Raw genomic sequence first — 24,769 nt, 5'->3', positions numbered from 1 at the left:
GCGCTCAGGGAGTGAGCACGACCTTGCCGCTGACCGTGCCGGACTCGGCGAGCCGCAGGGCGTCGGCGACGCGGGCCAGCGGCAGTTCGGCGGCGATGCCCGGGGTGATCTCGCCGCGCTGGAGCGCCGCGAAGACCTGGCCGAGGTCGGCGCGGAGCCGGGCCCGGAAGCGGCCCTTGCCGAAGGCGCGCCCGGCCCAGACGTTGAAGAAGTACGCCCGGCGGCGGTTGGGCAGGGCGTTCCAGAGCCAGACCCTGCCGAGGATCTTGAGGACGGGCCACTGCTGGGATCCGGTGTCGTCGCGGGTGGCGGCGGTGCCGTACGAGACGAGTGTCCCGCCGGGCGCGAGCAGCCCCCAGGAGTCGATGATGCCCCGGCCGCCGACGTGGTCGAACACCGCGTCGACGCCGCCGGGCGCGAGTTCCCGCACGCGCCGCGGGACGTCGTCGGTGCGGTGGTCGACGGGGCTGACGCCCAGTTCCCGCAGGGCGTCGTGGTGGCGGGCGGACGCCGTGCCGATCACCCGCGCCCCGGCGCCGACGGCCAGCTGCACGAGGAGGGAGCCGACGCCTCCGTTGGCGCCGTGCACGAGGATGGTCTGCCCGGCCCGCACACGTGCCTTGCGGTGCAGCATCTGCCAGGCGGTGATGCCGTTGACCACCGCGGTCTCCGCCTGCGCGGCGCCGACGCCGTCGGGCACCTCGACGACGTCCGCCGCGTCGAGGGCGACGTGGCTGGCCCAGCCGCCGGTCTTGGTGAGTGCGGCGACGCGCTTGCCGACCAGGGCGGGGGCGGCGCCGGGTCCTGCCGCGACGACCGTGCCGACCAGGTCGTAGCCGGGGACGAAGGGGAAGGGCGGCTGGTCGTAGTAGCGGCCGCGCCGCATCTGCTGTTCGGCGAAGGAGACGCCGGTCGCCTCCATCGCGACGACCACCTGCCCCTTCCCCGCGACGGGCAGCGGACCGCGCCGGAACTGCAGCTCTTCCGGCTCGACCCGCCCCGGCAGGACGACCTCGACGCGCTCGGTGGGTTCGGCACCGCTCATGACAACCTCCGTCGGGACATCTCGATATCTCTTATCGCGTTAGTTAGAAGCTATAACTCTCGCGAGAGGTCGTCAAGACATTGAGTGATAGGTTCTCACGCAAGCACCAGGACATAGCGGACCGGCCGGGGCCCGGCGCCCGGCCGCACAGAGGAGCGGAGGCCGGACATGGCCAAGGCCACCGGCACGACATCCCCGCGGGAGCGGTACCGCAGCCAGGTCCGCGCGGAGATCAAGGAACGCGCGTGGGAGCAGATCGCCGACGCGGGGGCCTCGGCGCTGTCCCTCAACGCGATCGCCAAGCGGATGGGCATGAGCGGCCCCGCGCTCTACCGGTACTACGGCAGCCGTGACGAGCTGATCACCGAGCTCATCAGGGACGCCTACCGCGGGCTCGCCGACGTCGTGCACGCGGCCGCCCTGGACGGCGCCGACCTCGCGGGCCTCGCGCACACCATGCGCCGCTGGGCGCTCGACGACCCGCAGCGGTACTTCCTCATCTTCGGTACGCCCGTGCCCGGCTACCACGCCCCCGACGACGTCACCACGATCTCCGCCGAGATCATGGCCGCCCTCCTCGACGCCTGCGCGAAGCTCCCCGACGACTCCCTCGGCGAGGACTTCGACCGCCACATCGGGGCCCACCGCGCCTGGGCGGGCGACCACCCGGCGACTCCGGCCATGCTGCACCGCGCCCTGTCCTTCTGGACCCGGGTACACGGCGCACTCTCCCTGGAACTCGCGGGCCACTTCACCGGGATGGACTTCGACGCCGCCGCCCTCTTCGCGGCGGAAGTGGCCGGACTCGTCGAACCCGCCCCCGGCCCGGACCGCGGCAAGCGCTAGGGCCTGTCCGGCGGATCAGGCCGCGTGCGGGAGGCGCCCACCCTTCGGTGCTGGCGAGCGGGGTCTGGTGCGTGCAGCTGCAAGGCGGAGGAGGGCGGCAACGCAGTGGGGTCTCCCCTGCTCGAGCGGAGCCGAGAGCTTGGGGAAGTGCGTGCCAGACCCTGCGTCCCGCGGCATGATCCGCCGGACAGGCCCTAGTCGCCGGTGTGCGGCGTCACCCGGCGGTAGGCGGCGCGGGCGCTCACCACGCGGCTTGCCACGGCGCCTGCCAGGCCGGCGGCGAGCAGACAGACGAGCCACTCGGGATCGCGGTGCCCGGCCCAGCTGACCTCGCCCGTGGGGTGGGCCGCGAAGAAGTTGAGGACCATCCAGCACAGCACGGCCGTGCCGGGCGCGGCCACGACGCGGCCGCGTGTGCCGAGTCCCGCGGCGAGCGAACAGAGCACGGCGAGCGCGAGCCCCGTACGGTCGAGCACCCCCAACGCGTTGAGCACGCCGACGAGAAGCAGCGCTCCGGCCCCCGCGCCCGCCCAGACGACAAGACTGTCGACCGGCCGCGGCACCGCCTTGGCCCCGCTGCTCATCTGCCGCCACTCCACAGCCACATCGGCCCCCACCCACCAGGGACGGCGCCCGAAGGCGCCCGTCTCCGCCACTGCCGACCGGATTCTTTCATCGGCCCCGAGCACCACCCGCACGGGCTGCGCCTTTTACCGTTCCTTTACAGTAGGTGTAGAAGCATTCGTACTTCACTACCTGCCGTTGCGTACGAGGACGTCCGCCGAGACGCCCTCGTACGAGGAGAAGAAGGAGCCCGGGCCCGCGATGGGTGAGCCTCCCAGTACCAGCCGTGCCGTCCCCCTGCCGCCTCGCGTGCATACGGGATCGGGGGTGGCACGGTGACCGAGGTCCTGCTGCTGTTCCTCGCCCTGCTCCTCACGCTGGCCTGCGCGCTGTTCGTCGCGGCCGAGTTCTCGCTCACCACGGTCGAGCGCGCCGACCTCGAACGGGCGGCCGCCGCGGGCGAGCGAGGCGCGGAAGGTGCGCTGAAGGCCGTGCGCAGGCTGACGTTCCAGCTGTCCGGGGCCCAACTCGGCATCACCGTCACCTCCTTGGTGATCGGCATGCTCGCCGAGCCGTCGCTCGCGGCGCTGCTGCGCGGGCCGCTGACCGCGGCCGGGCTCGGTGGCGCGGCGCCGGCCGCCGCGACGCTGCTCGGCGTCGTCCTGTCCACGGTCGTCCTGATGGTCGTCGGCGAGCTGGTGCCGAAGAACTGGGCGATCTCCCGGCCGCTCGCGGTGGCCAAGGTGGTGGCGGCTCCGCAGCGCGGCTTCACCGCCGCGTTCGGGCCGTTCATCCGGCATCTCAACGACACCGCGAACCGCTTCGTACGCCGCATCGGCCTGGAGCCCGCCGAGGAACTGGCGTCCGCGCGCGGCCCCGAGGAGCTGGTCGCCCTCGCCCGGCACTCGGCCGCCGAGGGGGCCCTTGAGGCCGACTCCGCCGAACTGTTCGTCCGCACCCTGCACTTGGGCGAGCTGAGCGCCGAGAACGTCATGACCCCGCGGGTCGACGTCCAGGCACTGGAGGCGCACGCCACCGCGGCCGACGCCGCCAACCTCACGTATGCGACGGGCCTGTCCCGCTTCCCGGTGTACCGGCACTCCCTGGACGAGGTCATCGGCACCGTCCACATCCGCGACGTGCTCGCCCTCGACCCGGCCGAGCGCGCCGCGACCCCGGTCACCGCGCTGGCCACCCGGCCGCTGCTCGTGCCCGACAGCCTGCCCGCCGACCGGCTCCTCGAACGGCTGCGCGCCACCCGCACCATGGCGGTCGTCATCGACGAGTACGGCGGCACCGCGGGGGTCGCCACCGTCGAGGACATCGTCGAGGAGGTCGTCGGCGAGGTCCGCGACGAGCACGACCCGCTGGAGGTCCCCGACCTGCTGCCCGCCCCGCCGACCGACGACGGCCGCAGGACGTGGCGGGCCGAAGGCAGCGTACGCATCGACCAGCTGGCCGGGATGGGCATCGCCGTCCAGGACGGGCCCTACGAGACCGTCGCCGGTCTGGTCGCCACCCGCCTGGCCCGCATCCCCGTCCAGGGCGACAGCGTCGACGTCGACGGCTGGCGCATCGACGTCGTGGACGTCGACCACCACCGCGCGGACCGCGTGCACATCACCGCGCCCGCACCCGACAAGCGGCTGGAGGACGCCCGATGACCGCGCTCCAGCTCGCCGTCGGCGCCCTGACGCTGCTCACCAACGCGTTCTTCGTCGGCGCCGAGTTCTCGCTGATCTCCGTACGCCGCAGCCAGATCGAACCGGACGCCCGCGCGGGCGACAAGCGCGCCCGCACCACGCTCTGGGGCATCGAGCACATCTCCGCGATGATGGCCACCGCCCAACTGGGCATCACCGTCTCCTCGCTGGTGCTCGGCGCGGTCGCCGAACCCGCCATCGCGCACCTTCTGGAGCCCGCCTTCGAGGCGGCGCATGTCCCGCACGCGCTGGTGCACCCGATCGCGTTCGTGATCGCGCTGACCGTCGCCACCTATCTGCACATGCTGATCGGCGAGATGGTCCCCAAGAACATCGCGCTCGCCGCCCCCGCCAGGACCGCCCTGCTGCTCGGCCCGCCGCTCGTCGCCCTCACCCGGGCGCTCAGGCCCGTCGTCTTCGGCGTCAACGCCTTCGCCAACGCCCTGCTCCGGCTCCTGAAGGTCGACCCCAAGGACGAGGTCGAGGCCGCCTTCACCGATCACCAGCTGGCCCGCATGGTCGCCGACTCCAGCGAGGCGGGGCTGCTCTCCGCCGCCGACAGCGAGCGGCTGCGGGACGCCCTCGAACTGGGCACGCGGCCGATCGGCGAGATCCTCGTCCCGGCGGCGCGCATGCACACCGTCGACGACACCGTCACCCCGGCCCGCCTCGAACGCGTGGCAGCGGCGGCGGGCTACTCCCGCTTCCCCGTCACCGGCGCGGACGGCGCGCTGCTCGGCTATCTGCACATCAAGGACACCCTCGGCGTCGCCGACCGCGACGCCCCCTTCCCGTCCGACGCCCTGCACCCCGTCACGCGCGTCCGCATCGACACCCCGCTGGACGACACCCTCACCGCCCTGCGCGCCGCCGGCAGCCATCTGGCGGCGGTCCTCGGCGAGGGCGGCGCGGTGCTCGGCTTCGTGACCATGGAGGACGTCCTCTCCGAGCTGGTGGGGCCCGCCCCCGCCGCCGTGCGGCTCCCCGCCCCGACCCCCGCCTGACCCGGCACGGCGGCCCCCGCCCGATGTGGCGGGGGAACCTGCCCTGCCCGAGAATCGTTCATTGAGTCCCCCACGAGAACGGAGTCACCCTGTTGTCCGCCAGACCGACGGACCCTCCGGGGCACAGTCCCCGACCATCCCGCCCGACGAAGAATGATCGCGGCACACGACGGGGTGGTGTTCGATGAGTGCCGCACTCGGCCTGCTCGCCGTCCTGGTGCTGACCGCGGGCACGGGCTATTTCGTCGCCCAGGAATTCGCCTACGTCGCCGCCGACCGGCTCGCCCTCGCGCGCGAGGCAGCGGCGGGCGACAAGCGGGCCGCCCGCGCCCTGCAGGTCCTGGAGAAGCTGTCCTTCATGCTGTCCGGCGCGCAGCTGGGCATCACCGTCACCGGTCTGGTCGTCGGCTTCCTCGCCGAACCCTCCGTGTCCGCGCTGATCCGGCCCGCCCTGGAGGGCATGGGCCTGTCCGGCGGCGCGGTCTCCGCCGTCTCCGTGGTGATCGGCTTCGCGGTCGCCACCGTGGTGCAGATGGTCCTCGGCGAGCTGGCCCCGAAGAACCTCGCCCTGGCCGTCCCCGAACGCCTCGCCAAGTCGCTCGCCGCGTCCACGCTCGCGTATCTGAAGGTCGTCGGGCCGCTGGTGCGCGTCTTCGACGGCGCGGCGAACCGGCTCCTGCTCAGGGTCGGCATCGAGCCGGTCGAAGAGCTGCGCCACGGCGCGACCCTGGAGGAGCTCAGCCATCTGATCGGCGAGTCCCACAAGGAGGGCGAGCTGCCCCGGGAGACCGCCGAACTGCTCGACCACGCCCTGGAGTTCTCCGAGCGCACCCTGGACGAGGTCATGGTGCCGCGCGCGGACGCCGTCTTCGTCCGCAAGGACGCGAGCGCCGCCGAGGCCGTGGAGCTGATCGCCCAGCACGGCCACTCCAACTACCCGGTCCTCGGCGACCACCCCGACGACGTGGCGGGCGTGCTCGGCGTGCGCGAACTGATGCGGCTGCCCGCCGCCCGCTTCGAACGCACCACCGCGGGTGCCGCGGCCCGCCGCCCGCTGTTCCTGCCCGACACGCTGCCGCTGCCGGTCGCGGTGGCGCGGATGCGCGAGCGGGACGACGAGTTCGCCGTGGTCCTCGACGAGCACGGCGGCGTCGCGGGGATCGTCACGTACGAGGACATCGCCGAGGAACTGGTCGGTGACATCGCCGACGAGTCCGACACCGTCGTCGCCCCTGCCGTCGCCGACGGCAGGGGATGGCTGGTGGCCGCGGGCCGCCGTCTGGACGAGATCGCCGATGCCACCGGCATCGAACTGCCCGAGGAAGAGGACTACGACACCGTGGCCGGACTCGTCGTCGACCGGCTCGGGCGCTTCCCGACCGTCGGGGACCGCCTCACCGTCGACCTGCCGGACGGCGGCACGGCGGACATCGCCGTACTGGCCCTGGACCGGCACGTGCCCGAGCGGGTGCGCATCGAGCGCCTGGCGGGCGAGGAGGGCACCGCATGAGCTTCCCCATGGCGCTCTTCATCACGCTGCTGCTCCTCGTCGGCAGCGGATTCTTCGTCGCCGCCGAGTTCGCCCTGGTCGCCGCCAAGCGGCACCGCATCGAACAGGCCGCCGCCCGGGGGCAGCGGGGAGCGCGTTCGGCCCTGGCCGGCATGCGCGAGCTCTCCCTCATGCTCGCCGGGGCCCAACTGGGCATCACCGTCTGCACCTTGGGCCTCGGTTCGATCTCCAAGCCCGCGATCTCGCACGAACTCGATCCGCTCCTGGCGAAGCTCGGCCTGCCCGCCGGGCTCAGCTACGGCATCGCGTTCGCCCTCGCGATGACCGTCGTGGTGTTCCTGCACATGGTGGTCGGCGAGATGGCCCCCAAGTCCTGGGCCATCGCGCACCCCGAGCGCTCCGCGATGCTGCTCACCCCGCCGTTCCGGGCCGTGGTCAAGGTGGTACGGCCGTTGATCTGGCTCCTGAACAAGGTGAGCAACGCGCTGGTGCGGATGTGCCGGGTCACTCCGCGGAACGAGCTGACCTCGGTGCACAACCGGGAGCAACTCACCCATCTCGTCGCGGAGTCGGAGCGCCTCGGCCTGATCAGCGAGGCCGACTCTGAGCTGATCACCAGCTCCCTGACCGCGCCGCAGACCCCCGTCGGCGATCTGCAGACGCCCGCCGACCGGATCACCTCGGTGCCCGCGACGGCCGGTCTCGACGAGATCCTCGAAGTGGCGTCGGGCAGCGACCGCACCCGTCTGCTGGTCCGCGACGGCGCCACGGTCCTCGGCTCGGTGCACGCCCGCGACGCGCTGGTCGCCCGCGCCCGCGGCCGCATCGGCACGGCCCGCGAGCTGGCCCGCCCGGTGCCGGAGCTCGCCGCGGACGACACGGTGGCCCACGCGGTCGAAACCCTCCGCCAGCGCCGCGCGACGCTCGCCGTGGTCGGCGACGACTCCGGCAGGCTCACCGGCCTGGTCAGCCTGGACGACCTGCTCGCCCGTCTGATGGAACCGGGGCACACCAACTCGCACTGACGGCAAGGGCGGAGTGGCGTCCGCCCGCTAGCCGCCGGTCGTGGCGGCCTCGTACGACGTCTGCGTCTGCCGTACTTCCTGTTCGTCGGTGAAGGCACCACCCGCCGCCGCTCCGCCGAGGAGCGCGGCCACGAGCGCGACGGCCGCGACCCAGGCAAGGCGCGGCCGCCGGGTCCGGACACGGCGTGCGGGCGCAGGCTCAGGAGCGGGAGCGGGCGCGCACACGATGCTGCCGCGCGCGTCGACCCACGCCTCCGCGTGTTCCCCGCGCAGGCCGCACGCCGCGACGAACGCCACGACCAGTGCCTCGCGGGGCAGCCGGTCCTTGCCGAGCATGGTCGCCGCGGTGGAGAACGGCAGCACGTGGCCCGCGGCCGCTGCGCGGCGCTCCAGTTGACGGTAGCTCAGGCCCGACCATGCCTTCAGACGCCGGAGCGCCGCCATGAAGGCGGCGGCGTCGGTGGCGGACGGTGCGGGCGGTGCGGTGCTCATGGTGGTTCCCCCCTGGTTGAGCTGGCCGTGCGCGAGTTCGTACAAGCTCGAACACCCTGACAGCTTGAGCAACGCGAGCAGAGACGGTCAACCTCGGTGCACCTTCCCGACGTTGGAGGCCACATGGGTCAGTCCTGCCGTTCTCGCCGCCGCCCGAGGGGCACGGTCCCGGTCGCGATGGCGCTGCTCGCGTCGCTGACGCTGGCGGCGCTGGGCGGATGTGCCGAAGGTCCTGGCGCGGCGGGTGCCGCGTCGACGCCGTCGTCGGCCCGCGCAGGCGAGTCCGTCGCCGACTTCCTGCACCGCACCCTGCCGAAGGGGTCCGGCGGCACCGTGCTCGCCGCCCGCGGCGGACACCTCGTGCACTGCGGTGGATTCGGGACGGCCGACCGCCGCTCCGGCACCCCGGCGAGCTGCCGCACCGTGTACGACGTCATGTCGATCACGAAGCAGTTCACCGCGGCCGCGATCCTCAAGCTGGAGGCCCTTGGTCGGCTCCGGGTGAGCGACCGGATCAGCCGGTTCCTCGGCCCTGTGCCCGCGGACAAGCGCGAGATCACCGTCGAGCAGCTGCTCACGCACACATCGGGCCTCGTCGAGTCGGTCGGCGACGACTACGACCCCGTGTCGCGCGCCCAGTTGGTGCGCACGGCCCTCGCCTCGAAGCTGCGGGCGGAACCGGGCGCGGCGTTCCACTACTCCAACACGGGGTACAGCCTGCTCGCCGCGATCGTCGAGGAGGCGTCCGGAGAGCGCTACGAGCCGTTCCTGGCACGGCACTTGTTCGCACCGGCAGGGATGCGCCGGACAGGATACGTGCTGCCCCGGTGGCCGCGGCGCCTTGTCGCCGTCGAGTACGACAGCAAGGGGCGCGACAGGGGCAGGCCCTTCGACCACCCCTGGGCGGCCGACGGACCGTACTGGAACCTGCGCGGCAACGGCGGCATGCTCTCCACCGCGCAGGACATGTTCCGCTGGCACCGGGCCCTCTCGACCGACAAGGTGCTGCCCGCCCGGGCCAGGCACCGGCTGTTCGCGCCGCGCGTACGCGTCCCCGGCTCCGAGGGGTCGTACGCGTACGGCTGGAACGTCCGCGACACCCCCGAGGGCCCGCTCGTCTGGCACGACGGCGGCAACGGATGGTCCCTGGCACTTCTCGCACGGGCGCGGCGCGACGGCGTCCTGGTGTACTGGGTGAGCAATCACGCCTACCAGCAAGGGGAATGGAACCTGGAGGACCGGGCGGAGGAGCTGACACTCGGCATCGCCGACCGCGTGCGCGCCGAGGGCGGATGAGGGGCTGGGTCTGACCTGAAATGCCTACTCCTTGCAGGACCTGCCCCATGATGTGAGAGGCATATCTGCAACGCCTAGTCCGAAAAGAACCCGGCGGAGGCGGCACATGGGTGGGGAAGAGCGCGGCGGCTCACGGCAGTTGCCGCGACTGCGGCTCGACGAGCTGCTCGAAGAGCTCCAGGTACGGATCGACGCGGTCCGCGGGACCAGGGACCGGCTGCACGGACTGCTGGAAGCGGTCCTCTCGGTCGGGCGGGAGCTGGATCTTCCGCAGGTGCTCCGGCGCATCGTCGAGACCGCCGTCGTGCTGGTGGACGCGGAGTACGGGGCGCTCGGCGTCATCGGCGCGCGGAACAAGCTGGACGAGTTCCTGCCGGTCGGCATCGACGATCAACTCCGGGCCAGGATCGGCGACCTGCCCTCGGGCCACGGGCTGCTCGGCGAACTGATCCGGCACCCCGAGCCGTTGCGGCTGCGGGAACTTTCGGAGCACTCGGCCTCGTCCGGCTTCCCGGCCCACCATCCGCCGATGCACTCGTTCCTCGGCGTGCCCATCCGGGTGCGCGACGAGGTGTTCGGGAATCTCTACCTCACCGAGAAGCGCGGCGGGAACGCCTTCGACGCCGAGGACGAGGCGGTGCTCTCGACCCTTGCCGTGGCGGCGGGCGTGGCCATCGAGAACGCGCGGCTGTACGAGGAGGCACGGCTGCGCGAGCGGTGGCTGGCGGCCGGGGCCGAGTTCACCAACGCGCTGATGTCCGGCACGTCCGAAGCGCAGGTGCTTGAGCTGATGGTCGAGCGCGCCCTGGAAATCACCTCGGCCGACATCGGCGTGGTGGATCTGGTGGTGGCGGAGCAGGAGGAGCTGCAGGGCGCCCTCGCGCTCGGCGAGGGCGCCCAGGTGCACCAGGGCCAGCGCATTCCCCGCCAAGGGACCCTGGCGGGGGCCGCGTTGCGCGAGGGCGGCCTGGTGGTGACCGGGGACGTGACCGGTGACCCCCGCGTCACCTTCGCGCCGGAGAGGTGGAAGGGCATGGGCCCTGCGGTCGCGGTCCCGATGGGCACGGCCGACGGGCTGCGCGGCACGCTGGTCCTCGCGCGGCGGACGGGCCGGCCCGCCTTCAGCGAGGCCGAGACCGCTCCGCTGCCCGGTTTCGCCGGACAGGCCGCGCTGGCCATGGAGTTGGCGGACCGGCGGCGGGACGCCGAGCAGATGAGCCTGCTGGAGGACCGGGACCGGATCGCGAGGGACCTTCACGACCTCGCGATCCAGCGGCTGTTCGCGACCGGCATGACCCTGCAGAGCGCCCAGCGGTTCGTGCAGCACCCCGAGGCCTCCGAGCGCCTGATGCGGGCGGTGGACGATCTCGACACCACCATCAAGATCATCCGGTCGACCATCTTCGGCCTGCGCGCCCATGACACGGGCACGGCGTCCGGCACCGGGCTGCGCGTGCGGACCGCGCGGACGGTGGAGGAGGCGGTCCCGGCACTCGGCTTCACACCCGCGCTGCGCATGGAGGGCCTGATCGACACGGACGTGCCGTCCGCCGCAGCCGACGACGCGGTCGCCGTGCTGAGCGAGTCGCTCGCCAACATCGCCCGGCATGCCCGCGCTTCGGCCGCGGAGGTCTCCATCGTCGTACGCAAGGGTCAGCTGACGCTCACCGTGACGGACAACGGCGTCGGCATGGGCGACGGCGGGGGCAGGCGCCGCAGCGGGCTGCGCAACATCGCGGAGCGGGCCGAGCGACTGGGCGGCGCGCTGACCCTGGGCCGCAGCCCGGACGGCGGCGCCCTGCTCGAGTGGCGGGTGCCGCTGCCGGGCCGGTGAGGCGGCGGGGAGTCAGCGCGGCCGGTCCGGGTCGAAGTGGGCGGCGATCACCGCGGCCTGGATGCGGCGTTCCACGCCCAGCTTCGCCAGGAGCCGGGAGATGTGGTTCTTGACGGTCTTCTCGGAGAGGTAGAGCTGTTTGCCGATCTGACGGTTGGTGAGGCCCTCGCCGATCAGGGCGAGGATGTCCCGTTCCCGTTCCGTGAGCCCGGCCAGCCGGTCGTCCTGCTCCACCGTCACCTCGTCCGGCCCCCGCAGCGTGCGCATCAGGCGGGCCGTGGTGGCCGGGTCGAGCAGGGACTGGCCCGAGGCGACGGTGCGTACCGCGTCGATCAGGTCGGTGCCCTTGATCTGCTTCAGGACGTAGCCCGCGGCGCCCGCCATGATCGCGTCCAGGAGCGCGTCGTCGTCGTCGAAGGAGGTCAGCATGAGGCAGGCCACGTCCGGCATCCGCGACCGCAGTTCGCGGCAGACGGTGATGCCGTCGCTGTCCGGCAGGCGGATGTCGAGGATGGCCACGTCGGGGCGCAGGGCGGGACCGCGGGCCAGGGCCTGCTCGCTGGTGCCCGCCTCGCCGACGACCGCGATGTCGGGTTCGGAGTCGAGCAGGTCGCGAACTCCCCTGCGCACGACCTCGTGGTCGTCGAGGAGGAAGACCCGGACGGGGTCTCCCGCCGAGAAGGAACGCGCTGGACGTGCGGTCATGGGTGCCCCCTGATTGTCTGCGATCGCGTTCTGATCGTGTCCGGTGCGCTGGGCGGAACACCAGGGCCGAGTGGGCCCGATTCGCCCCCGCCCCGCCTCCTCTTCCCGGCTCCCTGCTGCCAGCTCTCAGCAGATGCGCGGGAGTTGCTCGCCGAGCGGCAGGTCCACGACCCTGCGCGCACCGATCAGCGTGCGCAGCTCGACCCGGCCCGGAGGGCCTGCCGTGCAGCGGCCGATACGGACGGCCCCGGCCCCTTCTGGGTACGTGCGCAGCGCGGTGAGCGCTTCGTCGGCCCTGTCGGCCTCGACGAAGGCGACCAGGCAGCCTTCGTTGGCGACGGCCAGCGGGTCGAGGCCGAGCAGGTCGCACGCGGCGGCCACCGCCTGCGGAACCGGTACGGCACTCTCCTCGATCTCCACGCCGACCCCCGAGGCGGCCGCGATCTCGTTCAGGGAGGCGGCGAGGCCGCATCGGGTGGGGTCGCGCAGGGTGTGGACCGCGCCGCCGAGCGGGGCGAGGGCCTGGACGAGGCGGTGCAGGGGGCGGGTGTCGGAGGCGATGTCGGTGGCGAAGCCGAGTCCTTCGCGGGTGGAGAGGACCGCGGTTCCGTGCAGGCCGATGGGGGCGGAGAGCAGGACCGCGTCGCCGGGGCGGGCCGCGGCCGCGGAGGGGGTCAGGCCGGGGATGCGGCGGCCGACGCCGGTCGTGTTGAGGAAGAGCCGGTCGGCGGCGCCGCGTCCGACGACCTTCGTGTCGCCGGTGACGACGGGGACGCCCGCCTGGTGCGCCGCCTTGCCCGCGGACTCCAGGACGGAGCGCAGTTCCGTCAGCGGGAGTCCTTCCTCGGCGATCACGGCCAGGGTGAGGGCGAGCGGTACGGCTCCGCGCATGGCCAGGTCGTTGACCGTTCCGTGGACGGCGAGGGAGCCGATGTCCCCGCCGGGGAAGGTCAGCGGGCTGACCACGAACGAGTCGGTGGAGAGGACGAGTTCGGCCGCTCCCGGCAGGAGGGCGGCGTCTTCGAGCGGGCCGTCCGGCGCTCCGCCGAGCGCGGGCAGGACGATCCTGTCGAGCAGCTCGGCGGTGAGCCTGCCGCCCGCGCCGTGGCCCAGCTGGACGAGTTCGGCCTCGCCGTACGGGAGGGGGCAGTCGAGGTTCATGCGCGTGCGCTCCTGGTTCGTCCGGCGGCGTGGAAGGCGGCGCAGGTGCCCTCGCTGGACACCATGGGCGCGCCGAGCGGGGTGCGGGGCGTGCAACGGCCGCCGTAGGCACGGCAGTCGGTGGGCAGCCGGGCGCCGGTGAGGATGTCGCCCGCGATGCACTCGGAGTCCTCCCGGGGGCGCAGCCCGGTCACGTCGAAGCGGCGGGCGGCGTCGAACGCAGCGTATTCCGGGGCGAGTTCGAGGCCGCTGGCGGGCAGCGTGCCGATCCCCCGCCAGGCCCGGTCGGTGATCCGGAAGACGCGGCCGAGGACGTCCCGCGCCTCGGTGTTGCCCGTGCGGCGCACGGCGCGCGCGTACTGGTTCTCGACGTCGTGCCTGCCCTCTTCCAGCTGGGTGACCGCCATGAGGATGCCCTCGAGCAGATCGAGCGGCTCGAAGCCGGTGACGACGACGGGCACCTCGTGGCGCGCGGCGATCGGCTCGTACTGCGTCCATCCCATGACCGCGCACACGTGCCCCGCGGCGAGGAACGCCTCGACCTCGCACTCCGGGTCTTCCAGGAGGGCGGTCATGGCGGGCGGCACGAGGACGTGGCTGACCAGGAGCGAGAAATTGGTGAGGCCGAGGCGTGCGGCGTGCAGGACGGTCATCGCGTTGGCGGGCGCGGTGGTCTCGAACCCGACGGCGAGGAACACGACTTGACGGTCGGGATTCTCCTCGGCGGTGCGGACCGCGTCCATCGGCGAGTAGATCACCCGCACGTCCGCGCCGCGGGCCCGCAGCGCCAGCAGGTCGGTGGTGCTGCCGGGGACGCGCAGCATGTCGCCGAAGCTGGTGAGGATCACACCGGGGCGGACGGCGATGGCCATGGCCCGGTCCAGGGTCTCCAGCGGTGTGACGCAGACCGGGCAGCCGGGCCCGTGGATCATGCGGATGCCCGCGGGGAGCAGTTCGTCGATCCCCTGGCGGACCAGGGTGTGCGTCTGGCCTCCGCACACCTCCATGATGCGCCAGGGGCGTGTCGCGATGCGGCGCAGCTCCACCAGCAACCGCCGGGCCGACGCGGGATCGCGGTACTCGTCGAGGTACTTCATCGGGGCGGCGCCTGGCCGGGTCCTGCGAGGTCGAAGCGTACGTCGACGACCCCTTCGACGGCGCGGGTGAGCCGGACGACGAGCGGCAGGAGGCTCTTGTCGCGGATCGTTCCGCCGAGCGTGACCACGCCGCTCTCGACCGCCACGGTGACGCCGCCGTCCGGGAAGAGGACGGCGGTCACGGTGCGGGTCACCTCCTCGGCGAGTTCCCCGTCGGTGCGCAGGAACACCTTGAGCAGGTCGCTGCGGCTGACCACGCCCTGCAGCAGCCCGTGGACGTCGGTCACCGGGAGCCGCTTGACGTGCCGCCTGGCCATGATGCGCGCGGCCTGCGGGAGGGTGGCGTCCGGGTGGACGGTGACGGCGGGGGCGCTCATCACCTCACCCGCGGTCACCCCGCCCGCCTTCGCCAGGTCGAGCAGGCGGCGCAGCTCGTCGAAGTGCGAGGGGTCGCTGTCGCGGAACTCCTCCTTGGGCAGCAGGTCCGCCTCGGAGACCACGCCGATCACCCGGCCCTCGCCCGCGAGGACGGGCAGCGCGCTGACCTTCCACTGGCCCATCAGAGCGACGATCTCCTTGAAGGGGGCCTCGCGGCCCACGGCGATGACGGTGTGGGTCATCACGTCGCTCACGGTGCGCGGGGAGTGGAGCACGGCGTCCTCCCGGGGGTCAGATGCGGTCGATGGTCAGGTCGAGGAAGTGCGTGGCGCAGGAGATGCACGGGTCGTGGTTGCGGATGGCGCGCTCGCACAGGCGCGTCAACTCCTCGTCGGCGACGGCGTCGTGGGCCATCGCATCCTGTGCGGTGCGCCGCAGGTCGTCCTCGATCGCGCCCTGGTTCTGCGCGGTCGGCGGCACCAGGCGGGCGTCGGTGACGGTGCCCGCCGCGTCCAGGAGATAGCGGTGGTAGAGGAGTCCGCGCGGGGCCTCCGTCGCGCCGTGGCCGGTGCCCGCGACGGCGGGGACGTCGGTGTACGGGTGCCGCGGCGGTTCGTAGGCGTCGATGATCCGCAGCGCCTCGTCGACCGCGTACACGACTTCCACGGCCCGGACGAGGATCGACCGGTACGGATTGCGGCACACCACCCCTTCGTACGGATCACCCAGCCCGGCCGCGCGGGCGGCCTCCACCGCCGTGCGCGAGAGCCAGCGGCCGCTGACGGCGAACCGGGCCAGCGGGCCGGTGAGGTGGCGGCGTCCGTCGAGGGTGGAGTGCAGGGCGGTGGAGTGCGGCAGATGTTCCTCGTGCACGCGGTCGAGGAAGGTGTGGAGCGGGAAGGTGCTCAGTGTGCCGCTTCCGGCGCGCAGGACGGCGGGGGTACCGGATTCGATGGCGTACGTTCCCGGTTCCGCCAGCGCGAACAGGTCGGCGTCGGTCTCGGCGTCGGGGAAGTCGAACCCGGACACCCACGCGACGGTCTGCCGCGCGTCGTCCAGGGCGCGCTCCAACAGAGCGGCCAGCGGCGCGAGTTCGGCCGCCGTCGGCGTGCGGTGGAAGCCTCCGACGCGGACGTTGACGGGGTGGATGGCGCGGCCGCCGAGGAGTTCGAGGATCGCGTTGCCGGTCTGCTTCAGGCGCAGGCCCCGTTCGACGTGGTCGCGTGCGGTGCGGGCCAGTTCGACGGCGCTGTCGCAGCCGAGGAAGTCGGGGGCGTGCAGGAGGTGGATGTGCAGGGTCTGGCTCTCGATCCATTCGCCGCAGTACAGAAGCCGCCGCAGGGCGCGCAGGGCCGGGTCGACGGTGATCCCGCAGGCGTCCTCGATCGCGGCACAGGCGCTCATCTGGTAGGCGACCGGGCAGATGCCGCACACCCGCGCCGTGATGTCCGGCGGTTCGGTGTACGACCTGCCGCGCAGGAACGCCTCGAAGAAGCGCGGCGGCTCGTAGATCCGCAGCCGTGCGTCGGTGACGGTCCCGTCGTGGACGCTCAGGTGCAGCGCTCCCTCGCCCTCGACCCGGGAGAGGGAGCCGACGTGCAGGACGCGCGAGCCGCGGTGCGTCATCGATGCGACTCCTCTTCGAACGCCGCGGTGTTGAAGGTGTGCAGGAAGCGTTCCGTGTCGCGTGCGTCCATGCCGTCGCGGTGCAGCACCGGGATCAGCGCGGGCAGGTTCACCGTTGCGGACGGGCCGAAACAGCCGTAGCAGCCGCGTCCGTACGCCGGGCAGATCGCCCCGCATCCGGCGTGGGTGACCGGGCCGAGGCAGGGGGTGCCGTGGGCGACGGTGACGCAGACGGTGCCGCGGCGCTTGCACGCGAAGCACACGCTGTTGTTCGGGATGTCCGGCTTGCGGCCCGCCAGGTACGCGGTGATGACTTCGAGGAGCTGGCGGCGGTCGACGGGGCAGCCGCGCAGCTCGAAGTCGACGTCCACATGGGCCGAGACGGGGGTGGAGGTGGCGAGCGTGTCGATGTGGTCGGGGCGCGCGTAGACGGTTCGGGTGAACTCCTCGACGTCGGCGAAGTTCCGCAGCGCCTGGATGCCGCCCGCCGTCGCGCAGGCGCCGATCGTCACCAGGCGGCGGGATGCGGCGCGGATCGCGTGGACGCGCCCGGCGTCGGCGGGCGTGGTGACGGAACCCTCGACCAGGGACAGGTCGTACGGCCCGGGAACGCTCGCGCTGGACGCCTCCAGGAAGTGCGCGATCTCCATCTGCCCGGCCAGCGCGAGGAGTTCGTCCTCGCAGTCGAGCAGGGTGAGCTGGCAGCCGTCGCAGGAGGCGAGCTTGAACACGGCCAGCGTCGGAGGGCTCATCTCACAACTCCCGTACGTGGAGAAGCGGTTCGGCCTGGTCCCAGGTGACGACAGGGCCGTCCCTGCACAGGAGCAACGGGCCGAGCTGGCAGTGCCCGCAATGCCCGGTCGCGCAGCGCATGTTGCGTTCCAGGGAGACCCGGACGCGGCCGCCGGGCACGCCCCGGTGGAGCAGGTCCCGGGCCGTCGCCCTGATCATCGGCTCGGGGCCGCAGAGGAACGCCGTGGTGTCGTCCGGCGTGAACCGGGCCTCGTTCAGGAGCGTGGTGACCACGCCGATGTGCCCCGTCCAGCGATGGTCGGGCCGGTCGACGGTCACGCCCGTGTACGCCGTCCGCCAGCGGCGGGTCTCGACCTTCGCCATCAGGTCGGCGGGGGTGCGCGCGCCGATGAGCAGGTTCAGTCGGCCGTACGGTTTCGGATCGGCCTCCGCGTCACGGATCAGCGGACGCAGGGGCGCGAGACCGATGCCGCCCGCGACCACCAACAGGTCCTGCCCGATGGCCTTTTCCAGGTCCCAGCCGGTGCCGTAGGGGCCGCGCAGTCCGAGCACGTCGCCGACCCCGGCGCCGTACACTCCCTCGGAGACCGCGCCGACGCGGCGCACCGTGTGCGCGAGGCCTCCCGTGGTGGGGATGGCGCTCACCGAGAGCGGGATCTCGCCCCTGCCGAACGCCCACACCATCGCGAACTGCCCCGGCACGAAGACGGGCAGCGGCTCCCCGACCGGTTCGAGACGCAGGGTGGCCGTGTCCGGGGTCTCCGCCCAGCGGGCGACGACCCGGTAGGGGACGGGTACGGCGGTCATCCCCGTAGGCCGCTTCCGCTGCCGTAGGGGGCGTAGAGGTCGAGGAGCCGGGTCCTCGCCGCCTGCAGCCGGTGGGCGAGCACGCGGCCGACCCACTGGCCGACGACCGCGCCGAGGGCCGCGTCGTCCTCGCACATCAGCCGGACCGCGAGGGCGTCGTACTCGTCGGCGCGCACGGGGCTCTGCGCCACGGCGCCCAGCTGCCAGACGTACGGCGGGAACAGCCAGGACCAGCCGACCAGTTCGCCGTGGCCGAGCGTCTCGATGGCGGGCGAGCGGCGGCCGGGGACGTGCATGTCCAGGACGACGGAGCCGGTGCGGATGATCCAGAACCGGTCGGCGCGCCCGCCCTCCTCGAAGAGCCGCGTCCCCGCCGGGAAGGACACCTGTCGGGCGATGCGCATCAGCCGCTCGCGGTGCTCGGCCGGCAGGGCGCTCAGCATGGTCGTGGTGTTGCTCATCGTTCCGACTCCTCTCTCAGGGCCTCGACCTCTTCGGTGATGTCGATGCCGACGGGGCACCAGACGATGCAGCGGCCGCAGCCCACACAGCCGGAGCTGTCGAACTGGTCGTGCCAGGTGCCGAGTTTGTGGGTGAGCCACTGCCGGTAGCGGCTGCGGGTCGAGGAGCGCACGGGTCCGCCGTGGACGTAGGAGAAGTCCAGGTCGAAGCAGGAGTCCCAGCGCTGCCAGCGCTCCGCGTGGTCGCCGGTGAGGTCGGTGACCTCCTCGGTGGTGGTGCAGAAGCAGGTCGGGCAGACCATGGTGCAGTTGCCGCAGGTCAGGCAGCGCGAGGCCACGTCGTCCCAGCGCTCGGCCGCCAGGCTGGCACCCATCAGCTGCCGCAGGCTCACCGGCGGCATGGCCCGGCCCATCCTGTCGGCGGCCTCGCAGACCGCGGCGGCGGCCGCGTTTCGCGTGCCGTCGTCGGCGCCCCGGTGCGGGAGCCTGGCGAGGAGTTCGGCGCCCGCCTCGCTGCCGACGCGGACGAAGAAGCGGTGCCCCGCGTCGTCGACGACCTCGGTGAGCGCGAGATCGAAGCCCGCGTCGGCTCCGGGGCCGCCGCCCATCGACACGCAGAAGCAGGTGGCGCCCGGCTCGGTGCACTCAGCGGCTATCAGGAAGGCTCCCCTCCGTCTTTCCTGATAGCCGCCGTCCTTGTACCGGCCGCCCCTCAGCACCCGGTCCTGGACCGCGATGGCTCGCAGGTCGCAGGGGCGGACTCCGAGGAAGGCGTACGCCGGCCGGTCCTGGGTCCCGGTGCCCATGACCACCGTCCCGTCGGGCGCGCGGTCCGCGCTCCACAGCCGCTCGCGCTGCGGGTGGAGGAAGGACTTCCAGGACTGCGGACCCGCGGAGTGCGCGAACGCGGCCCCGTCCGCACGGCGCCGCAGACGGTAGCGCCCCGCCTCCAGCTCCACGCCCCAGCCGTACGGGAGCCGGTCGGCCGAGTCGAGTGCGGCGAGGACGATCGCACCGTCGCGCACGGTGGGTCCCACGACGGTACGGCCGTCGGCCCTCAACTCCGCGACGAGGGCGCCCAGGCCGTCCCTGTCCAGGACCGCCGCGGCTCCACCGGTGCTCGTCATGTCCGCCCTCCCCCACGTCGTGGTCCCTCCTCACCAGACTCGAAGCAGGACCAGACACGGGGCAGGGGCCGAGCGGCCCTATTCGGGCCCGTCCGGTCCCGGTTCAACCCCGACCGCCACTCCACACGGCCCGCTTGAGGCCCAACCACCGGTCCACGTCAGCCCCGACTGCCGGTCGACACAGCCCGCTTGAGGCCCGACCACCGCTCCACGCGGTCCGATTCAGACCCGACCGCCGCTCCACACAGCTCGCTTGAGGCCCTACCACCGGTCCACGCGGTCCACTTCAGACCCGACCGCCGCTCCACGCGGCCCGCTTCAGACCCGACCGCCGCTCCACACAGCCCACTTGAGGCCCTACCACCGGTCCACGCAGTCCACTTCAGACCCGACCGCCACTCCACGCGGCCCCGTTTCAGGGCTGGCTGCCGCTCCACACAGCCCGCTTGCGGCCCGACCGCCGCTCCACTTCAGACCCGACCGCCACTCCACACGGCCCGATTGAGGCTCAACCTCCGTTCCACACGGCCCAATTCAGACCACACCGCCGCTCCACACCGCCCCGTTTCACGGCTGGCTGCCCGTCCACCGCGGTTCCGTCCGCTCCCACGCCCGCGTCCACTCGGCCATCCGGCGGCGGTGGGCCACGGCGCACACGGCGGTCCAGGTGCTCCCGGCGAGCGCCCAGACCACGCAGGTCGCCGCGCCGCCCACGGCGATCGCGGTGCCCCATTGGACGTCTTCGGCCGCCGGGGCAGCGGTGACCCTGCCGTGGGCGTCGAGCCAGAGGTCGGTCCGGCTGCCCGCCGGGGTGCCCGCCGCGACCTCGGCACGGGCCGTGTGCGCGGTACCGCCGCGGTCGGTCCAGCGCACCTCGACCGGCTGGAGCGTCCGGGCGCCGACTCCGTCGGCCGGAGGGGCGTCCTCGACGAGCGTGGCCCGCACGGCGTGGCCTTCGGCCCGTTGCCGTGCGGCCTTCGCGTGCACGGCGTCGTACGCGAAGGACCCGGCGAACGCCCCGGCCAGGGGCGCGACGAACAGCATCGCGGCCCCCAGCAGACCCACGGTCCACGCCTCGACCACATCGCAGCGGCGGCGCAGCGGATTCCTCCGCCACCGCCACCCCGTGGCCCGGTGGCGGGGCCCTGCCGGGGCGCTCATCGCATCAGCGCTCCTCCGGCTGCAGAGCCGCCTCGGCCCGCAGCGTGCCGCCGATGCGCCGTGCCCAGGCGGCTATCTGCCCGAAGTCCCGGTGGTCGCCGCCCTTCCCGGACTTGACGATCATGCGGGCGATGCGGCCCTCCGCGTCGTCCCGCAGGCAGCCGCCGAAGGTGATGTGCTCCCGGGCGTCGAGCCGGATGAGGGCACGGCGGGCTGCGGGCACCGGCGGGAGGTCCCGCTCTCCCGCCGACGCGTCGAGGGGGCCGCTGCTGAACAGCCACACCGGCCGCTTGGCCAGCGCCCGGCCGCCGCGCCGGACGAACCGGCGCGCGTCCTTGTGCCAGCGGCCCGCGTACAGCGCGCTGCCGAGCACCACCGCGTCGTACGCCCGGACATCCCCGACGTCGGACGCCGGACGCAGCTCGGCCTCCAGGCCCTCGTCGCGCAGGACGTCCGCGATGGTGCGGGCGATGTCCGCCGTGGACCGGTTCTTCGTCGCGTAGGCGACGAGCACCTTGAGGGTCATGGCGATCCGTCCCCTCTCAGCTCTCAGAGTTTGCGCAGCCAGTCGTCGGCGACGCCGCGCAGCGCCTGGTCGGTCGGCCGCAGGCGGGAGTCGTCCACGTGGTAGGTGAGCTTGTCGACGACCGCGACGACGCCGTCGATCTCACGCGTCATGTGCAGCGCGACGGGTACGTCGCTGCGTCGTTCCAGCTGCCCTTCGAGGATCACCACGCCGTCCCGCACCTCGATGCCGAGGGTCTGCGGTGCCAGCCACAGGGCGCGCACGAGGACCTGTTCGATCACCTCGCGGCGGATCTCGTCGTCGGCGCGCAGGAAGACCTGGAGCAGGTCGCGCCGGGTGACGATGCCGACCAGGCGGTCCTCGTCGTCGACGACGGGCAGCCGTTCCACCTTGTGCCGGGCCATGCACCGGGCGCCTTCGGCGATGGTGTTGTCGGCGTGCACGCAGACGGGCGGCGTGGACATCAACTGGCCCGCCGTGCGCGCCGTGGCCTTCCCCCGGGACTTCCGTGCGGCGCTGCCCGGCAGGGGCCACCGGAAGCGTCGTGGCCGGTCCGGGTCGGGGGCGCGCGCCTCGCGCACCAGCAGGTCCGTCTCGGAGATCACCCCGACCACCTTGTCGTCGGCGTCGATCACGGGCAGCCCGCTGATGCGGTGCTCGGAAAGGCGCCGGGCCACCTCTTTGAAGGGCGTGCCGTAGTGCGCGCTGACGACCTCGCCGGTCATCACCGAGCCGATCTTGCTGTGCCTCATCAGTGCCTCCTCCTCAGCATCAGTGCCTCGTCCTCAGCGCAGTCGGCGCAGATACGGGTCGTGGGCGGCCCGCGGCAACAGCCGTACGCGCACGTCGAGTGCCGTGGTGCCGCCCGGCCGTGCCAGGACGGGATTGAGGTCGGCCTCGGCGAGCTGGGGCAGATCGCAGGCCATCCGGGACAGCCGGTGCAGCAGTTGCTCGAGTCCTTCGAGGTCGACGGGGCCGCTGCCGCCGTGTCCGAAGAGCAGCGGGGCACAGCGCGGCGCGGTGATCAGGGCGTGCACGTCGAGGTCGGTGAGCGGGGCGAGGCGCGCCGCATGGTCGGCGAGGAGTTCGGTGGCCGTGCCGCCGAGCCCGAACAGGACGAGCGGGCCGAAGACGTCGTCCTGGACGACGCCCGCGAACAGTTCGGTGCCGCGCGCGGCGAGCGGCTGGACCACCACTCCGGTGAGCCGCCCCGCGAACCGGGTCTCGAAGTCCCGGAAGGCGGCCCGTACTTGGCTGTCCCCGTACAGGTCGAGGTGCAGGGCGCGCTGTTCACTCTTGTGCCGCAGGCCCGGCCAGTGGGCCTTCAGTACGACCCTGCCGTCGGGGCCGCGCAGTCGTTCGGCGGCGCCGGCGGCCTCGTCCTCCGTCTCGGCCCAGGCCCAGGGCAGCTGCGGTATGTCGTAGCAGGAGAGGAGTTCGGCGCAGGCGCGCGGGTCGAGCCAGCCGCCTTCGGGGTGCGCGGCGAGCCAGCTCTCGGCCATGGCACGGGCGCGCCGGGTCTCCACCCCCGCGAGGTCGGGGACGGTGCCGGGCGGCCGGGCGAGCCACTGGGCGCGGCGGACGGCGTGGGCCAGGGCGCGGGCGGCCGCGCGCGGGTCGGCGTAGGAGGGCACGGCGCCGCCGTCCGTGGTCGGCAACAGCCGTACGGGCAGCGCTTGTTCGAGGCGGACCGCGGCGACCGTTCGGGAACGACGACCGGCGAGTGGGGTCTCCCCTGCTCGAGCGGAGCCGAGAGCTTGGGGATGGGTGACGGCCCGCACGAGATCGTCGCCGGTCGCCGCGGCGACCGCGGTGGGGACGAGGACCACGAGGACGGCGTCGGTGCCGCCGTGCCGCATGAGCAGGTCCACCCCCTTCTTGAGCTGCTCCTCGGTGACGGCGGCGGTGGCGTCGACCGGGTTGGCGGCCGAGGCGCCCGGGGGCAGCACGGCGAGCAGGTCGTCCACGAGGCCGGCAGGGAGCGGCGGCAGGACGAGTCCCGCCTCGGCGCACGCGTCGGCCGCGAGGACGCCCGCGCCGCCCGCGTTGGTGACGAGAGCGACGCGGTGTCCGGCGGGCGCGGGCTGTGCGTGCAACAGGGCCGCGGTTTCCAGGAGTTCACCGATCGTGCTGGCGGCCGTGATGCCCGCCTGGGTGAACAGGGCCTGCCGGGTCATGGTCCGGGTGGCGGCCGCGGCGGTGTGCGAGGCGGCGGCCCGCCTGCCCGCCTCGGTGCGGCCCGCGTCGACGGTGAGGACGGGCATGCGCCGGGAGACCCGCCGCGCGGTGCGCGAGAAGGCCCGCGGGTTGCCGAAGGACTCCAGGTGCAGCAGGGCCAGGTCCGTGACGCCGTCGCACTCCCACCACTGGAGCAGGTCGTTGCCGCTCACGTCGTACTTGTCGCCGAGCGAGACGAAGCTGGAGACGCCGAGGCCGAGCCGGGCGACCCCGTCGAGCAGGGCGATCCCCACTCCCCCGGACTGCACGGCGACCCCGACCGTGCCGCGGCGCGGATGCCGGGCGGCGAAGGTCGAGTCGAGGGACAGGGCCTTGTCCGTGTTGGAGATGCCCAGGCAGTTGGGGCCCACCAGGCGCATTCCGTAAGCCCGGCAGGTGGCCAGCAGCTCGGCCGCCTGTGCGCCGTCCAGACCGGCCGTGACGACCACCAGGGCGCGCACGCCCGCCTTGCCGCACTCCTCGGCGGTGCCGGGCAGGGCCGGGGCGGGCACCGCGAGCACGGCGAGGTCGGGGGCCTGGGGCAGCGCGGCGACCGACGGGTAGGCGGGCACGCTCATCAGCGACGACACGCTCGGGTTGACGGCGAAGAGCTGCCGGGTGAAGCCTCCCGTGCGCAGATTGCGCAGGACGGCGCGGCCCACGGAACCGGCCCTGCGGCCCGCCCCGATCACGGCGATCGAGCCGGGCCGCAGCAGCGGTTCGAGGCTGGCGACATCCGCCGTCCTGCCGCGTGCCTCGACCGCCGTCAAGTACGCCTCTTCCTCGTCCAGTTGGATGCTGCAGCGCACCTCGGGGCCGTCGAAGCGGCGGGCGGCGCGCAGTCCGAGGTCGGCGAAGACCGTCAGGATTTCGTGGTTCTCGGCGAGCGCGTCGGCCGTGAACGCGGTGATGCCGTCCGCCCTGGCGGCGGACACGAGGTGTTCGAGGAGCAGGGTGCCGATGCCGCGGTGATGGAGATCCTCCGCGACGGCGAGGGAGATGTCGGCGGTGCCTGTCTCGTCGGTCCGCTCGTACTCGGCGAGGCCGATGATCCGCCCCTTGGTCTCGGCGAGCAGCGCGCGGTGTCCGGGGCGGAGGGTGTCGCAGGCCCGGTCCGCGGCCTGCGCGGCGGACCGGCGGCTCACGGCGAAGAACCGCAGCCGCAGGCTCTCCGGCGACATCTCCTCGTAGAAGTCCCGCAGTTGGGCACGGTCGTCGGCCCTGGCGGCCCGGACGCAGGTGGTCGTCCCGTCGGCGAGCAGGGCGTGGACCTGAGGTCGGCTGGGCTCGTCGTGGACCTGAGGTCGACTGCGCTCGTCGTACGTCATTTCGGTCCTCCTGGTCGCGGGCCTCCTGACGGCAGGCCGACCCTTCGAGGATCCGGCGGTGCGGGTCGCCGTCCCAGGGGCTGCCCGGGCACGGACGGGGGCC

23 protein-coding genes are annotated in these 24,769 nt (G+C 73.1%); 7 read left to right on the top strand and 16 right to left on the bottom strand.

Annotated elements, in window-relative coordinates; all coding sequences use genetic code 11:
- Nucleotides 1–4 precede the first annotated feature (4 nt).
- Nucleotides 5–1,045, bottom strand: coding sequence for a medium chain dehydrogenase/reductase family protein (locus tag ACFWZ2_RS11310; protein ID WP_384544768.1), 1,041 nt, complete (start codon nt 1,043–1,045; stop codon nt 5–7).
- Nucleotides 1,046–1,213: 168 nt separating this feature from the next.
- On the opposite strand from ACFWZ2_RS11310, the gene ACFWZ2_RS11305 reads away from it, so the two are divergent.
- Nucleotides 1,214–1,891: a TetR/AcrR family transcriptional regulator gene (locus ACFWZ2_RS11305; protein WP_384544766.1), complete on the top strand. Its 678-nt coding sequence runs from the start codon at nt 1,214–1,216 to the stop codon at nt 1,889–1,891.
- 194 nt (nt 1,892–2,085) lie between these two features.
- On the opposite strand, the gene ACFWZ2_RS11300 is transcribed toward ACFWZ2_RS11305, so the two are convergent.
- Complete coding sequence (locus ACFWZ2_RS11300; protein ID WP_384544764.1) at nt 2,086–2,475, bottom strand: hypothetical protein; 390 nt, start codon at nt 2,473–2,475, stop codon at nt 2,086–2,088.
- A gap of 315 nt (nt 2,476–2,790) precedes the next feature.
- On the opposite strand from ACFWZ2_RS11300, the gene ACFWZ2_RS11295 reads away from it, so the two are divergent.
- The 4 genes from ACFWZ2_RS11295 (at nt 2,791) to ACFWZ2_RS11280 (ending at nt 7,697) form a co-directional block, all read left to right on the top strand.
- Nucleotides 2,791–4,119, top strand: a complete 1,329-nt coding sequence (locus ACFWZ2_RS11295; RefSeq protein ID WP_384544762.1) for a hemolysin family protein — start codon at nt 2,791–2,793, stop codon at nt 4,117–4,119.
- Nucleotides 4,116–5,162: a hemolysin family protein gene (locus ACFWZ2_RS11290; protein WP_384544760.1), complete on the top strand. Its 1,047-nt coding sequence runs from the start codon at nt 4,116–4,118 to the stop codon at nt 5,160–5,162. Before ACFWZ2_RS11295 ends, ACFWZ2_RS11290 begins: the two co-directional genes overlap by 4 nt.
- Nucleotides 5,163–5,346: 184 nt before the next feature.
- Nucleotides 5,347–6,672, top strand: a complete 1,326-nt coding sequence (locus ACFWZ2_RS11285; protein WP_384544758.1) for a hemolysin family protein — start codon at nt 5,347–5,349, stop codon at nt 6,670–6,672.
- Nucleotides 6,669–7,697 carry a hemolysin family protein gene (locus ACFWZ2_RS11280; protein WP_384544756.1) on the top strand — a complete coding sequence of 343 codons (1,029 nt, stop codon included), beginning with the start codon at nt 6,669–6,671 and terminating at the stop codon, nt 7,695–7,697. Before ACFWZ2_RS11285 ends, ACFWZ2_RS11280 begins: the two co-directional genes overlap by 4 nt.
- A 27-nt stretch (nt 7,698–7,724) precedes the next feature.
- Here ACFWZ2_RS11280 and ACFWZ2_RS11275 read toward each other — a convergent pair whose 3' ends face one another.
- On the bottom strand, nt 7,725–8,189 hold the full coding sequence (locus ACFWZ2_RS11275; RefSeq protein WP_384544754.1) for a hypothetical protein: 465 nt from the start codon (nt 8,187–8,189) through the stop codon (nt 7,725–7,727).
- Between the two features lie 177 nt (nt 8,190–8,366).
- Here ACFWZ2_RS11275 and ACFWZ2_RS11270 point away from each other — a divergent pair, with 177 nt between their 5' ends.
- Nucleotides 8,367–9,485 carry a serine hydrolase domain-containing protein gene (locus tag ACFWZ2_RS11270; protein WP_384544752.1) on the top strand — a complete coding sequence of 373 codons (1,119 nt, stop codon included), beginning with the start codon at nt 8,367–8,369 and terminating at the stop codon, nt 9,483–9,485.
- Nucleotides 9,486–9,591: 106 nt separating this feature from the next.
- On the top strand, nt 9,592–11,319 hold the full coding sequence (locus ACFWZ2_RS11265; RefSeq protein ID WP_384544750.1) for a GAF domain-containing protein: 1,728 nt from the start codon (nt 9,592–9,594) through the stop codon (nt 11,317–11,319).
- Between the two features lie 12 nt (nt 11,320–11,331).
- Here ACFWZ2_RS11265 and ACFWZ2_RS11260 read toward each other — a convergent pair whose 3' ends face one another.
- The 13 genes from ACFWZ2_RS11260 to ACFWZ2_RS11200 all read right to left on the bottom strand — a co-directional run bounded on the left by ACFWZ2_RS11260 (nt 11,332) and on the right by ACFWZ2_RS11200 (nt 24,666).
- Nucleotides 11,332–12,024 carry a response regulator gene (locus tag ACFWZ2_RS11260; RefSeq protein WP_384544748.1) on the bottom strand — a complete coding sequence of 231 codons (693 nt, stop codon included), beginning with the start codon at nt 12,022–12,024 and terminating at the stop codon, nt 11,332–11,334.
- Nucleotides 12,025–12,150: 126 nt separating this feature from the next.
- Nucleotides 12,151–13,185 (bottom strand): hydrogenase expression/formation protein HypE, encoded by a 1,035-nt coding sequence (gene hypE, locus ACFWZ2_RS11255; protein WP_384544746.1) that lies wholly within the window; start codon nt 13,183–13,185, stop codon nt 12,151–12,153.
- On the bottom strand, nt 13,182–14,282 hold the full coding sequence (gene hypD, locus ACFWZ2_RS11250; RefSeq protein ID WP_384544744.1) for a hydrogenase formation protein HypD: 1,101 nt from the start codon (nt 14,280–14,282) through the stop codon (nt 13,182–13,184). The genes hypE and hypD overlap by 4 nt, the downstream gene beginning before the upstream one ends.
- Nucleotides 14,279–14,902 carry a CBS domain-containing protein gene (locus ACFWZ2_RS11245; RefSeq protein ID WP_384544868.1) on the bottom strand — a complete coding sequence of 208 codons (624 nt, stop codon included), beginning with the start codon at nt 14,900–14,902 and terminating at the stop codon, nt 14,279–14,281. Before ACFWZ2_RS11245 ends, hypD begins: the two co-directional genes overlap by 4 nt.
- Before the next feature lie 49 nt (nt 14,903–14,951).
- Nucleotides 14,952–16,286, bottom strand: a complete 1,335-nt coding sequence (locus tag ACFWZ2_RS11240; RefSeq protein ID WP_384544742.1) for a Ni/Fe hydrogenase subunit alpha — start codon at nt 16,284–16,286, stop codon at nt 14,952–14,954.
- Nucleotides 16,283–17,038, bottom strand: coding sequence for an oxidoreductase (locus tag ACFWZ2_RS11235; protein WP_384544740.1), 756 nt, complete (start codon nt 17,036–17,038; stop codon nt 16,283–16,285). The genes ACFWZ2_RS11240 and ACFWZ2_RS11235 overlap by 4 nt, the downstream gene beginning before the upstream one ends.
- Before the next feature lies 1 nt (nt 17,039).
- Complete coding sequence (locus tag ACFWZ2_RS11230) at nt 17,040–17,846, bottom strand: FAD/NAD(P)-binding protein (protein WP_384544738.1); 807 nt, start codon at nt 17,844–17,846, stop codon at nt 17,040–17,042.
- Complete coding sequence (locus ACFWZ2_RS11225; protein ID WP_384544736.1) at nt 17,843–18,307, bottom strand: Crp/Fnr family transcriptional regulator; 465 nt, start codon at nt 18,305–18,307, stop codon at nt 17,843–17,845. Before ACFWZ2_RS11225 ends, ACFWZ2_RS11230 begins: the two co-directional genes overlap by 4 nt.
- Entirely contained in the window at nt 18,304–19,434 is a 1,131-nt protein-coding gene (locus ACFWZ2_RS11220; RefSeq protein ID WP_384544734.1) for a 4Fe-4S dicluster domain-containing protein, read from the bottom strand. The genes ACFWZ2_RS11225 and ACFWZ2_RS11220 overlap by 4 nt, the downstream gene beginning before the upstream one ends.
- Nucleotides 19,435–20,001: 567 nt before the next feature.
- A complete protein-coding gene (locus ACFWZ2_RS11215) occupies nt 20,002–20,595 on the bottom strand; it encodes a hypothetical protein (RefSeq protein ID WP_384544732.1) in 594 nt (197 codons plus the stop codon).
- Nucleotides 20,596–20,599: 4 nt separating this feature from the next.
- Nucleotides 20,600–21,121: a flavodoxin domain-containing protein gene (locus ACFWZ2_RS11210; RefSeq protein ID WP_384544730.1), complete on the bottom strand. Its 522-nt coding sequence runs from the start codon at nt 21,119–21,121 to the stop codon at nt 20,600–20,602.
- 23 nt (nt 21,122–21,144) lie between these two features.
- Nucleotides 21,145–21,873: a CBS domain-containing protein gene (locus ACFWZ2_RS11205; RefSeq protein WP_384544728.1), complete on the bottom strand. Its 729-nt coding sequence runs from the start codon at nt 21,871–21,873 to the stop codon at nt 21,145–21,147.
- A 33-nt stretch (nt 21,874–21,906) separates the two neighbouring features.
- A complete protein-coding gene (locus ACFWZ2_RS11200; RefSeq protein ID WP_384544726.1) occupies nt 21,907–24,666 on the bottom strand; it encodes a GNAT family N-acetyltransferase in 2,760 nt (919 codons plus the stop codon).
- Between the last annotated feature and the right edge of the window lie 103 nt (nt 24,667–24,769).

It is taken from the genome of Streptomyces sp. NPDC059002 (assembly GCF_042740435.1).
Lineage (GTDB): Bacteria > Actinomycetota > Actinomycetes > Streptomycetales > Streptomycetaceae > Streptomyces.
Note: the sequence above shows the minus strand (reverse complement) of the source record. Positions and strands in the feature narration are given on the sequence as shown.

Bases quoted from the DNA above. Each gene is read 5' to 3' on its own strand.
- ACFWZ2_RS11310 (WP_384544768.1), bottom strand. From the start codon at position 1,045: ATGAGCGGTGCCGAACCCACCGAGCGCGTCGAGGTCGTCCTGCCGGGG.
- ACFWZ2_RS11305 (WP_384544766.1), top strand. From the start codon at position 1,214: ATGGCCAAGGCCACCGGCACGACATCCCCGCGGGAGCGGTACCGCAGC.
- ACFWZ2_RS11300 (WP_384544764.1), bottom strand. From the start codon at position 2,475: ATGAGCAGCGGGGCCAAGGCGGTGCCGCGGCCGGTCGACAGTCTTGTC.
- ACFWZ2_RS11290 (WP_384544760.1), top strand. From the start codon at position 4,116: ATGACCGCGCTCCAGCTCGCCGTCGGCGCCCTGACGCTGCTCACCAAC.
- ACFWZ2_RS11285 (WP_384544758.1), top strand. From the start codon at position 5,347: ATGAGTGCCGCACTCGGCCTGCTCGCCGTCCTGGTGCTGACCGCGGGC.
- ACFWZ2_RS11280 (WP_384544756.1), top strand. From the start codon at position 6,669: ATGAGCTTCCCCATGGCGCTCTTCATCACGCTGCTGCTCCTCGTCGGC.
- ACFWZ2_RS11275 (WP_384544754.1), bottom strand. From the start codon at position 8,189: ATGAGCACCGCACCGCCCGCACCGTCCGCCACCGACGCCGCCGCCTTC.
- ACFWZ2_RS11270 (WP_384544752.1), top strand. From the start codon at position 8,367: ATGGCGCTGCTCGCGTCGCTGACGCTGGCGGCGCTGGGCGGATGTGCC.
- ACFWZ2_RS11265 (WP_384544750.1), top strand. From the start codon at position 9,592: ATGGGTGGGGAAGAGCGCGGCGGCTCACGGCAGTTGCCGCGACTGCGG.
- ACFWZ2_RS11260 (WP_384544748.1), bottom strand. From the start codon at position 12,024: ATGACCGCACGTCCAGCGCGTTCCTTCTCGGCGGGAGACCCCGTCCGG.
- hypE (WP_384544746.1), bottom strand. From the start codon at position 13,185: ATGAACCTCGACTGCCCCCTCCCGTACGGCGAGGCCGAACTCGTCCAG.
- hypD (WP_384544744.1), bottom strand. From the start codon at position 14,282: ATGAAGTACCTCGACGAGTACCGCGATCCCGCGTCGGCCCGGCGGTTG.
- ACFWZ2_RS11245 (WP_384544868.1), bottom strand. From the start codon at position 14,902: ATGACCCACACCGTCATCGCCGTGGGCCGCGAGGCCCCCTTCAAGGAG.
- ACFWZ2_RS11240 (WP_384544742.1), bottom strand. From the start codon at position 16,286: ATGACGCACCGCGGCTCGCGCGTCCTGCACGTCGGCTCCCTCTCCCGG.
- ACFWZ2_RS11235 (WP_384544740.1), bottom strand. From the start codon at position 17,038: ATGAGCCCTCCGACGCTGGCCGTGTTCAAGCTCGCCTCCTGCGACGGC.
- ACFWZ2_RS11230 (WP_384544738.1), bottom strand. From the start codon at position 17,846: ATGACCGCCGTACCCGTCCCCTACCGGGTCGTCGCCCGCTGGGCGGAG.
- ACFWZ2_RS11225 (WP_384544736.1), bottom strand. From the start codon at position 18,307: ATGAGCAACACCACGACCATGCTGAGCGCCCTGCCGGCCGAGCACCGC.
- ACFWZ2_RS11220 (WP_384544734.1), bottom strand. From the start codon at position 19,434: ATGACGAGCACCGGTGGAGCCGCGGCGGTCCTGGACAGGGACGGCCTG.
- ACFWZ2_RS11215 (WP_384544732.1), bottom strand. From the start codon at position 20,595: ATGAGCGCCCCGGCAGGGCCCCGCCACCGGGCCACGGGGTGGCGGTGG.
- ACFWZ2_RS11210 (WP_384544730.1), bottom strand. From the start codon at position 21,121: ATGACCCTCAAGGTGCTCGTCGCCTACGCGACGAAGAACCGGTCCACG.
- ACFWZ2_RS11205 (WP_384544728.1), bottom strand. From the start codon at position 21,873: ATGAGGCACAGCAAGATCGGCTCGGTGATGACCGGCGAGGTCGTCAGC.
- ACFWZ2_RS11200 (WP_384544726.1), bottom strand. From the start codon at position 24,666: ATGACGTACGACGAGCGCAGTCGACCTCAGGTCCACGACGAGCCCAGC.